The sequence below is a fragment of the Burkholderia ambifaria AMMD genome (genome assembly GCF_000203915.1).
Taxonomy (GTDB): Bacteria; Pseudomonadota; Gammaproteobacteria; order Burkholderiales; family Burkholderiaceae; genus Burkholderia; species Burkholderia ambifaria.
Genome location: NC_008392.1, coordinates 16,531 through 27,993, shown reverse-complemented (window position 1 = coordinate 27,993; position 11,463 = coordinate 16,531). Strand labels below are relative to the sequence as shown.

General features: G+C 70.0%; 4 protein-coding genes. All 4 read right to left on the bottom strand.

What is annotated here, in order from left to right:
- Positions 1-4: 4 nt before the first annotated feature.
- From glgX to BAMB_RS27855, 4 genes are read right to left on the bottom strand one after another with little or no spacing between them, the layout of a single operon-like run.
- Positions 5-2,119 carry a glycogen debranching protein GlgX gene (glgX, locus tag BAMB_RS27870; protein ID WP_011660499.1) on the bottom strand — a complete coding sequence of 705 codons (2,115 nt, stop codon included), beginning with the start codon at positions 2,117-2,119 and terminating at the stop codon, positions 5-7.
- A 34-nt stretch (positions 2,120-2,153) separates the two neighbouring features.
- Positions 2,154-4,355: a 1,4-alpha-glucan branching protein GlgB gene (gene glgB / locus BAMB_RS27865; protein WP_011660498.1), complete on the bottom strand. Its 2,202-nt coding sequence runs from the start codon at positions 4,353-4,355 to the stop codon at positions 2,154-2,156.
- On the bottom strand, positions 4,352-7,762 hold the full coding sequence (treS, locus tag BAMB_RS27860; RefSeq protein WP_041491847.1) for a maltose alpha-D-glucosyltransferase: 3,411 nt from the start codon (positions 7,760-7,762) through the stop codon (positions 4,352-4,354). Before treS ends, glgB begins: the two co-directional genes overlap by 4 nt.
- A complete protein-coding gene (locus BAMB_RS27855; protein WP_011660496.1) occupies positions 7,762-11,172 on the bottom strand; it encodes a maltotransferase domain-containing protein in 3,411 nt (1,136 codons plus the stop codon). The genes treS and BAMB_RS27855 overlap by 1 nt, the downstream gene beginning before the upstream one ends.
- Positions 11,173-11,463 lie beyond the last annotated feature (291 nt).

Here is an 11,463-nt window from a genome sequence, read left to right as displayed (position 1 = left end):
TTCCTCACGAGGGCAGGTCGGGTGGCACGGCCGCGACCGCGATCACGGCCGTGTGCGCGGCGACCTCGAGGCCGGCCTCCGGCCACGAGCGCGGGCCGGAGTCGGGCGTCGCGGTGTCGAGCAGCACGCGATAGTCGAGCACCGGTGCGGGCGGCTTGAACTTGATGGTGCCGGCCGATGCGTTCAGGATCACGAGCAACGCCTCGGTGCGCCCGGTGCGGCCGGTGCCGACGCGCCGCATCGTCAGCGCGCGGCCTTCGCCGTCCTCCCACGCGGGCACGCTCAGTTCGAGCCCGTGTTCGTCGAACCAGCCGATCTCGCGCATGCCCGGCGCGCCGTCGCGGTCGCCGGACGGATAGCGCGGCGCCGACATCACCGGGTACATGCGCCGCAGCGCGGCGAGCCGCGACACGAAACGGATCATCTGGACGCCTTCCTCGCTGTGCGCGAGGTCCCAGTCGAGCCACGATATTTCGTTATCCTGGCAATACGCGTTGTTGTTGCCGTGCTGCGTCCGGCCGAATTCGTCGCCGGCGACGATCATCGGCGTGCCGAGCGCGGTAAACAGCGTCGCGAGCATCGAGCGCGCGACGCGCGCGCGCAGGTCGAGAATCGACGCATCGTCGGTGGCGCCTTCGACGCCCCAGTTCGCGCTGCAGTTGTCGTCGCGGCCGTCGCGGTCGTCCTCGCCGTTGGCCTCGTTGTGCTTGTGCGCATACGACACCAGATCGGCGAGCGTGAAGCCGTCGTGCGCGGTCACGAAATTGACCGACGCCCAGGTTCGGCGCCTTTGATGGTTGAACAGGTCGGCCGAGCCCGCGAGCCGCGCGGCGAGCTCCGGACGCTGGCCCGCATCGCCGCGCCAGAACCGCCGCACCGTGTCGCGAAAGCGGTCGTTCCATTCGGCGAAGCCGGGCGGATGACGGCCCAGCTGATAGCCGCCGAGGCCGAGATCCCACGGTTCGGTGATCAGCTTGCGCTGCGCGAGCACCGGATCCTGCCGCAACGCGTCGAAAAACCCCGCGCCCGGCTCGAAGCCGTGATCCTCGCGGCCGAGCGTCACGCCGAGATCGAACCGAAAGCCGTCGATGTTGAACGCGGTGGCCCAGTAGCGCAGCGAATCCATCACCATCTGCACGACGCGCGGATGCGACAGGTTCAGCGTGTTGCCGCAGCCGGTCTCGTCGACGTGGTAACGCCGGTCGTCCTGCCGCAGCCGGTAGTAGCTCGCGTTGTCGAGGCCGCGCCACGACAGCGTCGGGCCGAGCTCGTTGCCTTCACACGTGTGGTTGTAGACGACGTCGAGCACGACCTCGATGCCGGCCGCGTGCAGCTGGCGGATCGCGATGCGCATTTCGTCAAGCCGCCGCGTCGTCAGGTACGACGGCTCCGGCGCGAAGAACGCGGCCGTGTCGTAGCCCCAGTAATTGCGCAGCCCGCGGTTCACCAGCGCCCGCTGCTGCAGGAACGCGTGCACCGGCAGCAATTCGATCGTCGTCACGCCGATCGACAGCAGATGATCGATGAACGCCGGATGCGACAGCGACGCGAACGTGCCACGCTCCGGCACGCGCAGCCCGGCGCGGCGCATCGACGCGCCGCGCACGTGCGTCTCGTAGATCACGGTGCTGCGCCACGGCACGTCCGGGCGCCGGTCGTTGCGCCAGTCGAACGCCTCGTCGACGACCACGGCCTTCGGCATCGCGGGCGCCGAGTCGCGGCGGTCCATCGACAGGTCCGCGCGATTCGAATGCACGCGATAGCCGAACAGCGCGTCGGACCAGCGGAACTGGCCGACCAGCTTGCGCGCGTACGGGTCGAGCAACAGCTTGGTCGGGTTGAAGCGATGGCCGTGCTGCGGCTGGTACGGACCATCCGCGCGAAAGCCGTATACGGTGCCCGGATGCGCGTTCGGCAGGTAGCCGTGCCACACCTCGTCGGTGCATTCGGGCAGGTCGAGGCGCGCGAGCTCCTTGCGGCCGGTCGGGTCGAACACGCACAGCTGGATACGGTGCGCGTGCGCGGAAAATACCGCGAAGTTGGTGCCAAGGCCGTCCCACGTGGCGCCGAGCGGATAGCAGCGGCCGGGTTCGAGACGGGAAGGCAGGGCGGTCGGCATGGGGGGATGGTCTCCGTGTCGAGGGCGCCGGGCGTCAGGCCGGGCTCAGCCATAGGGTCGCGAGCGGGGGCAGGCGCAAGGTCGCCGACCACGACTGGCCGTGCGAGGGCACGTCTTCCGTCCACACGGCGCCGTCGTTGCCGGCATTCGTGCCGCCGTACACGGCGGCATCGGTGTTCATCAGTTCGCGCCAGTGCCCGGGCGCGGGCAGCCCGATGCGATAGCCGGGGCGCGGCACCGGCGTGAAGTTGCAGATCGCGACGACGAGGCGCCCGCTATCGTCGCGGCGCGCGAACGCGAATACGCTGTTGTCGCGATCGTCGCCGATCAGCCAGAAAAAGCCGGACGCGTGACAGTCGAGCGCGTGCAGCGCCGGCTCGGCCGCGTAGGTGCGGTTCAGGTCGCGCACGAGCCGCTGCACGCCGCGATGCGCGGGTGCGTCGAGCAGATCCCAGTGCGGCGTCGCATCGTGCGCGAACTCTGCCCATTGCGCGAATTCGCTGCCCATGAACAGCAGCTTCTTGCCCGGATGCGCCCACATGAAGCCGAAGTACGCGCGCAGCGTCGCGAGCCGCTGCCACGCGTCGCCCGGCATCTTCACGGCGAGCGAGCCCTTGCCGTGCACGACCTCGTCGTGCGACAGCGGCAGCACGAATCGTTCGGAGAACGCATAGACGAGCCCGAACGTCATCCGGTCGTGGTGATAGCGGCGATGGATCGGATCCTCGCGCACATACGACAGCGTGTCGTGCATCCACCCCATGTTCCATTTGAAGTCGAAGCCGAGCCCGCCGTCGCCGGTCGACGCCGTGACGCCCGGCCACGCGGTCGATTCCTCCGCGAAGGTGACGACGCCCGGCGGCGCGAGCGTACCGTGCAGCGTGTCGTTGAGCGCGCGCAGGAACGCGACGGATTCGAGATTCTCGCGCCCGCCGTGGATGTTCGGCACCCATTCGCCTTCGTTGCGCGAATAGTCGCGGTACAGCATCGACGCGACCGCGTCGACGCGGATCCCGTCGACGTGATAGCGGCGCGCCCACGCGAGCGCCGACGCGATGAGGAATGCGCTGACCTCGTTGCGTCCGAGGTTGAACACGCAGGTGTTCCAGTCCGGGTGCATGCCTTCGCGCGGATCGGCGTGTTCGTACAGCGCGCTGCCGTCGAATTGCGCGAGGCCGTGCGCGTCGTTCGGGAAGTGCGCGGGCACCCAGTCGACGATCACGCCGATGCCGGCCGCGTGCGCGCGGTCGACGAAGCGCGCGAAGCCGTCCACGGGCCCGAAGCGCGCCGACGGCGCGAACTGCGCAAGTGGTTGATAGCCCCACGAACCGCCGAACGGGTATTCGGAAATCGGCATGAATTCGACGTGCGTGAAGCCCATGCCGCGCACGTACGGGATCAGCCGCTCGGCGAGTTCGTCCCAGTTCGCGCTGCGATCCATATCCTCGGGCACGCGCTGCCACGATTCCGCATGTACCTCGTAGATCGACCATGGCATGCGAAAGCGCTGGTCCGCGGGCGGCCGCGCGTGCAGCCAGCCGTCGTCGTGCCACGCGAACGCGTCGAGCGCCGCGGTGTCGGCGACCACGGACGCGGTGCGCGGCGGTGCTTCGGTCGCGCGCGCGCACGGGTCGGCCTTGTGCGGCAGCACGTGTCCGTCGGCCGCGCGCAGCTCGTACTTGTAGTGTTCGCCGGCGCCGATGCCCGGCACGAACAGCTCCCACACGCCCCACGGCCGGCGCAACCGCATCGGATGCCGGCGGCCGTCCCACATGTTGAAGTCGCCGACGACCGATACGCGCTGCGCGTTCGGCGCCCACACCGCGAAGCGCACGCCGTCGACGCCGTCGACGCGCGTGGGCGTCGCGCCCAGGCAGTCGAGCACGGCGGCCGGGTCGCCGGCCGCGAAACGCGCGAGCGCGGCCTCGTCGAGCAGCGTGCCGAACGCATACGCGTCGTCGGTGATCTGGCGTGTGTCCGGCCAGTCGATGGCCAGCCGGTAGCGGCCGTCGTGCGCGAGCGTGCCCGCGAAGCAGCCGGCGTCGTCGACGCATGCGAGCGCGCCGAGTTCGTCGCCGTCGGGCGTCACCGCGCGCACGCGCTGCGCACCGGGAAGCAGCGCGCGCACGACGACCCGGCCGGCGTCCGTGTGCGGGCCGAGACACGCGAACGGGTCCGGATGGCGGCCGGCGAGCAGCGCGTCGATGTCGGTGCGGTCGAACAGCATGTCGGTCATCGGTTGCCTCCGTGGTCGGGCGCGCGGTCGGTCGCGAGCAGGCGTTCGATCAGCGCGGCGAGTCCGCCGACCGGCACGCCGAGCCAGTCCGGGCGGTTCGCGGCTTCGTAGCACAGCTCGTACGACGCCTTGTCGATCAGGAACAGCGCGAGCAGGCGGTCCGCGTAACGCGGGTCGACGAAGCGCTCGGGCGCCTGATCGGCGGCCGCGCGATAGCATTCGACGAAGCGGTCGGCGGCGGCCTGTCCGAAGCGGTCGAACAGCGCGCGCTTGCGGCCGGCCGTCTGCGGCGGCGCCTTCTCGATCGCGAACTGCGCGGTGGCGCTCACGTACGACAGCGAACGCAGCAGGCCGGCCACGTCGCGCAGCGGATGCGATTTCGCGCGGCGCCGGTCGAGCGCGCGCGCCGGCTCGCCTTCGAAGTCGATCAGCAGCGCGTCGCCTTGCACGTCGAGCACCTGGCCGAGATGGAAATCGCCGTGAACGCGCGTGCATTGCGCATCGAGCGTGCGCGGCACGAGTTCGCCGATGGCCTGCACGGCCGCGTCGCGCGACGCGAGCAGCGTGTCCGCCGCCGCGCGGTTGACCGGATCGAGCTTGTCGAGCTGCGTGCGCAGCACGTCGAGCGCGCGCTCGAACGACGCGATCGCATCCACGCACCAGCCGTCGACGTGCTCGGGCGTCGCGGCTTCGGGCGCGAACGCGGGATCGTCGGACGGTTGCGCGAGCGCGACGTGCAACTGGCCGAGCCGCGTGCCGATGATGCCTGCGAACGCCGCGTAGCCGAGCAGCGCATCGGGTTCGTCGTCGACTTCGGCCGCGTCGCCGTCGCCCGCGGCCGGCAGCGCGAGCTCGTCGATCGCGCGCCGCAGGAAGTCGAACGAACGCGTCCACGCGTCGCCCTGGTTGTCGACGTAGCGCTGCAGGATCGCGACCGTATGCGGCGTGCCGTCCGGATCGACGTGCACGACTTCGCCCGCGAGCGTCGCGGTGTTCGCATAGCCGATTCGCGTCAGGTGCCGGCTCATCTCCGCTTCCGGATGAACGCCGTGCGCGACCTTGCGCACCAGCTTCAGCACGATCGCGTCGCCGATCACGAGCGAGCTGTTGCTCTGCTCGGCCGCGAGCCAGCGCACTTCGGCCTCATCGCCGGGATCGAGGCCGGCCAGCGCGTGCTCGGGCAGGAAGTCGAGCCGGCCGCCGTCGGACGTCGGCACCGTCGCGCCGTCGCGCAGCTTGCGCAGCATCCCGCGCGCGAATGCCGGCAGCGCGAACGCGTCGGTCAGGTAGCCGACCGTATGGCCGCGCCGCACGCGGGCGAGCGCGAGCTGCGTGAACAGCGGATGCGAGGTCTCGCCGCCCCACGCGGTGGCAAGCGGCACGACATAGCGCTCGACGCCGCCGTCGCTCGCGGACACCCAAGCCTCCGCGTACTGGAACGGTTCGTCCGGCATCGGCGTGACGACGTTCAGCCATGCGTCGCCGATCTTGCGGTCCTTCGATGCAAACCAGCGCCGCCGCGTGAGCCACGACGCGAGCGCATCGTGCGCGAGCGTGTGCAGTTGCCCGACGTCGGGTCGCGCGTCGCCGCGCCGCATCACGATCGTCACGTATTCGGGCAGCGGCTCCGCGTGCGGCTGTCGCCACGACGGCTCGCGGCCGTGCTCGGATAGCACGAACCACAGGAACCCGTACGGCGGAAAGGTCAGCAGGTACGTGAGCTGCCCGATCGGCGGAAACGCCGAGTCCGACGTCATCTCGATCGGCACGCGGCCCGCGAATTCGGACAGGTCGAGCTCGACCGCCTGCGACGCGCGCGACAGGTTCGCGACGCACAGCACTGTCTCGTGGCCTTCGAGTTCGCGCAGATACGCGAGCACCTTGCGGTTGTCCGGACGCAGGAAGCGGATCGTGCCGCGGCCGAACGACTGCGTCGCGCGGCGCGTCGACAGGATCCGGCGGGTCCAGTTCAGCAGCGAATGCGGGTCGCGCGTCTGCGCCTCGACGTTGACCGCGTCATAGCCGTACAGCGCGCCCATCACGGGCGGCAGCACCAGCAGTTCCGGGTCCGCGCGCGAGAAACCGCCGTTGCGGTCGGACGACCATTGCATCGGCGTGCGCACGCCGTCGCGGTCGCCGAGGTGGATGTTGTCGCCCATGCCGAGTTCGTCGCCGTAGTAGATCACCGGCGTGCCGGGCATCGACAGCAGAAGCGAGTTGATCAGCTCGATGCGGCGCCGGTCGCGTTCCATCAGCGGCGCGAGGCGGCGCCGGATCCCGAGGTTGATCCGCGCGCGGCGATCGCTCGCGTAGGTCTGCCACAGCAGGTCGCGCTCCGAGTCGGTCACCATCTCGAGCGTCAGCTCGTCGTGATTGCGCAGGAACACGGCCCACTGATTGCTTGGCGCGAGCGCCGGCGTCTGCCGCATGATGTCGATGATCGGGAAGCGGTCCTCGCTCGCGATCGACATGTAGATGCGCGGCATCAGCGGAAAGTGGAACGCCATGTGGCATTCGTTCTCCTCGCCGAAGTATTCCTGCACGTCCTCCGGCCACTGGTTCGCTTCCGCGAGCAGCATCCGGTTCGGATACTCGGCGTCGATCGTCGCGCGGATCCGCTTCAGGATCGCATGCGTTTCCGGCAGGTTCTCGTTGTTGGTGCCTTCGCGCTCGACCAGGTACGGCACCGCGTCGAGCCGCAGCCCGTCGATGCCGAGATCGAGCCAGAAGCGCATCACCTGGATCACCTCGCGCACGACGGCCGGGTTGTCGAAGTTCAGGTCCGGCTGGTGCGAGTAGAAGCGGTGCCAGTAGTACTGGCCGGCGATCGGGTCGTGCGTCCAGTTCGATGTTTCGGTATCCAGAAAGATGATCCGCGTGCCCGCGTATTTCGTGTCGGTGTCGGACCACACGTAGTAGTCGCGATGCATCGAGCCGGGCTTCGCGCGCCGCGCGCGCTGGAACCACGGATGCTGGTCCGACGTGTGGTTGATCACCAGCTCGGTGATCACGCGGATGCCGCGCGCGTGCGCTTCGCGAATGAAGCGCCGCACGTCGGCGAGCGTGCCGTAGTCGGGATGCACGTCGCGGTAGTCGGCGATGTCGTAGCCGTCGTCGCGGCGCGGCGACGGATAGAACGGCAGCAGCCAGATCGTGTCGACGCCGAGCTCGGCGATGTAGTCGAGCTTCATGATCAGGCCCGGGAAGTCGCCGATCCCGTCGTTGTTCGAGTCGTAGAACGACTTCACGTGTACCTGGTAGATGATCGCGTCCTTGTACCACAGCGGATCGTCCGCGCAGAGCGCGGGCGCGCGGCGCCGTGAACGGCGCCGGCGCGGCGTGCCGGCCGGTGCGAGGGACGGGAATTGCGCGCGACGCACGTCGTCGAGGGGATCTTCGCGTTTCATCATCCGTGTGCTCCGGAATGGCCCCGGGCATCGGCCGGGTCGGGCGCCGCCGCTCGCGCGGCGCCGGGAGACGGCGCGAGCCGCCAGATCGCATACGGCCGAACGTGCGGGTCGAGCGATACGTACTGGCGATGCCCGCGCCAGGTTTCGGCATGCGCGGCGTCCTGTTCGAGCGCGTCGAGCGGTTCGCCGTCGACGAGCCCGAAGCCGCGCCACAGCGCCGCATCGAGCGTGAAATTCGCGGCCTGCGGATGCCACGGGTCGAGGCTGATCGCGACCGCGACGACGCTGTCGTGCGCGGGCGTCGCCTTCACGAACACCAGCACCTGGTCGTTGTCCGCATCGACGAAGGTGAGGCCGAGATGGGTCTGTAGCGCCGGATGGTCGCGCCGCGCGCGATTGAGCCGCGCGATTTCGCCGCCGATGTGCGCGGCCTTGCGCCAGTCGCGCACGCGCAGCTCGTATTTCTCCGCGTCCGCGTATTCCTCGCTGTCGGGCAGCGGCGCCGATTCACCGATCTCGAAGCCCGAGTACAGGCCCCACGACCCGGCGAGCGTCGCGGCCAGCGCCGCGCGGATCACGAACTGCGAGCGCGGCGCGTTCTGCAGATGGCGCGGATTGATGTCGGGCGTGTTCACGAAGAAGTTCGGCCGGAAGAACTCGCGTGCAGGGCCGGCCGTCAACTCGGTCAGGTAGTCGATGAATTCGCGCTTCGTCTCGCGCCACGTGAAATACGTGTAGGACTGCGAGAAGCCGACCTTCGCGAGCCGGTACATCATCCCCGGCCGCGTGAACGCCTCCGACAGGAACACCACGTCCGGATGCTTGCCGCGCACGTCCGCGATCATCCACGCCCAGAACGGCAGCGGCTTCGTGTGCGGATTGTCGACGCGGAAGATCCGCACGCCGGCGTCGACCCAGAACAGCACCGCGTCGCGCAGCGCGACCCACAGGTCAGGCAGCGCATCCGGCGCGTAGAAATCGGGGTTCACGATGTCCTGGTAGCGCTTCGGCGGATTCTCCGCATAGCGCAGCGAGCCGTCGGGCCGCCACGCGAACCAGCCCGGATGCGCGGCGAGCCACGGATGATCGGGCGAGCACTGGATCGCGAAATCGAGCGCGATCTCGAGCCCCTGCGCATGCGCGGCGTCGACCAGCGTGCGGAACGACGCGAGCGTGCCGAGCTGCGGATGCACGGCCGTGTGGCCGCCTTCGGGCGAGCCGATCGCGTACGGGCTGCCGACGTCGTCGGGCCCGGCCGTCAGCGTGTTGTTGCGGCCCTTGCGCGCGGTCGTGCCGATCGGATGGATCGGCGGGAAATACAGCACGTCGAAACCCATGTCGCGGATCCGCGGCAATTGCGCGATCACGTCGTCGAACGTGCCGTGCCGGTGCGGGTCGTTGCTCGCCGAGCGCGGGAACATCTCGTACCAGCTCGAGAAGCGCGCGGCTCGACGTTCGACGTCGACCGGGTAGACGGCGTCGTCGTGCGTGACGAACGGCCGGTAGCGCAGCGCCGCGTACGCATCGGCGAGCGCGGGCGCGCCGAGCAGTTCGAGCCGCTTGTCGGGCGCTGCGTCGTTGAACTCGGCCGTGAGCTGTTCCATCCGCGTGCGCGCGCGCCGGTCGACCGCATCGGCGTGCTTCAACGCGGTCGCGAGCAGCAGTTGCGCCTCGCGTAGCTCCAGCGTCACGTCCTGGCCGGCCGCGCGTTTCTTCGTGATGTCGGTGACGAGCGATGCCCAGTCGTCGCGCCATGCGATCACGCGGAACGCGTGGCGGCCGAGCCGGTCGAGCGAGATGCACGCGTGCCAGCGATCGTTCGGCTCCGCGACGAACGGGACTTCGCGCCATGCGTCCTCGTCGTCCGCTCGCCACTGCAGCGCGGCCGCGAGATGCGCGTGGCCGTCCGTGAAGATCGATGCGTGCACAACCAATGTTTCGCCGATCACGCGCTTGATCGCGAAGCGGCCGCCGTCGACCGCCGGCTCGACGCGCTCGATCGCGATCCGGTCGGCCGCGAGCGCGGCCGACAGCGCGGTGCGCTCGCCCGCCGCATCGGTGCGAGCGAGCGCGGGCGGCGCGCGCCGCGCGTCGAGCAACGCATAGCCGCCGGGCTCGAGCGTGAAGGCTTGCAGCGCGACCGGCGCGGCGGGCGCGGCGGGCGCGGATTTGCGCGCGCCGTTCGGCGGCGAGACGTGCGTGAAGCCGCCCGGCACGCCGGGCAGGATCGTCGCGGGATCGACGTGCGTCGGCGCATCGAGATCGGGATTCAACGCGATCAGCAGCGCCGTGTCGTCGTGTTCGAGCGACGGGCCGCTGCCGCGCAGCAGCGCCGTCGCGCGCGCGCCCGGCGCGCTCAGTTGCGCGATTTCGCCGCGCTCGGCCGCGAGCGGTGTCGCGCGGCGCCATGCATTCGCGTCGGCGATCGCGCCGGACAGGTCGAAGCGCGCGTCGTCCAGCGCGGCGCGGAAGCGTGCGGCGTCCGCGTCGCGCGCCATCAGCGGCAGCGTGACGCCGCGCTCGAAGCCCATCGGCACGAGCCAGCCGGTGCCGACCGCGGCGGCGGTCCACAACGCGCGGTGGTACGCGCGGGCGACCGTCTCGTCCGGCGCGGTATTCCAGTTGTCGGCGAGGCGCGGGCCGTCGATCGCGTCCGGAAACGCGATCGGCGAGCCGATGCGCCGCAGCAGCCGGTGTTCGTCGACGAACCACGGCGCATGCAGGTCCCACCAGCGTACCGACGAGAACACTGCATCGAAGCCGGCCGCCTCGAGCTGGGCGAGCGCGTCGCGCGCATGGCCGGGCACGCCAGCCAGCACCGCGACGTCCGGGCGCGCGCGCCGCAGCGCCGCGCGCCAGCCGGGCCACCACGCGGCCGGCAGGTGATGCGGCGCGTCGATCAGGAAACCCGACGCACCGGCATCCGCGAACGTGGCGAGGTGCGTGCACCACCACGCGGACAGCGCGTCGTGCGCGGCGTCTTCGCCGACCTGGGCATGCGCGACATCCATTTCATGCGCGGCGCTGCGCGGATCGATCAATGCGTCGTCGTGCGCGCGCTCGACATACCAGTCCGGATGCTCGGTGCGCAGCGGGTTGTCGCGCGCGATGCGGTCCGGCACCACTTCGAGCAGCACGCGCAGCCCGTGGCCGTGCGCGAGCTGCGCGAGGCGCGAGAACGTCTCGAGCGCGCCGGCGCGCGTCGCGAACGTCGCGGCCGGCCGATGAAAATCGGCGACGTGGCGCGGGAAGCCCGCGACGCTGGCGGCCCAGAAGCCGCCGATCAGCACGTGGTCGAAGCCCATGCCGGCGATGTGCTGGAACGTGTCGGGCCATGCATCGAGCGGGCCGACGAGGCGGGCGTCGCAGAAGTAGATGTGAGGAGCGAAGGGCGGTGTGGGGTTCATGGGTAGCGTGTGCGGGCGGCGGCCGGATCGGCAACAGGTGTGCTTGTCGCAATGCGTGTTCCTGCTGGGATGCGGGCGGGGTTGCAAATGCGCACGCGCGATTCGCGGCGGTTTGGATGGTCGTTTTTTGCAGCCTGGCGTGCGGTGGCGGCGCTTTTATGCGGAGGCGCGTGATCGAGGAGGGAGGGCGGCAGAGTGAAACTTTTGCCAATGGCGTCGAGATACCGATGAAAAACTCGGCGCACGCGGTGGCATCATCGCGACAACCCGCAAGCAGCCGATACCCCCCGC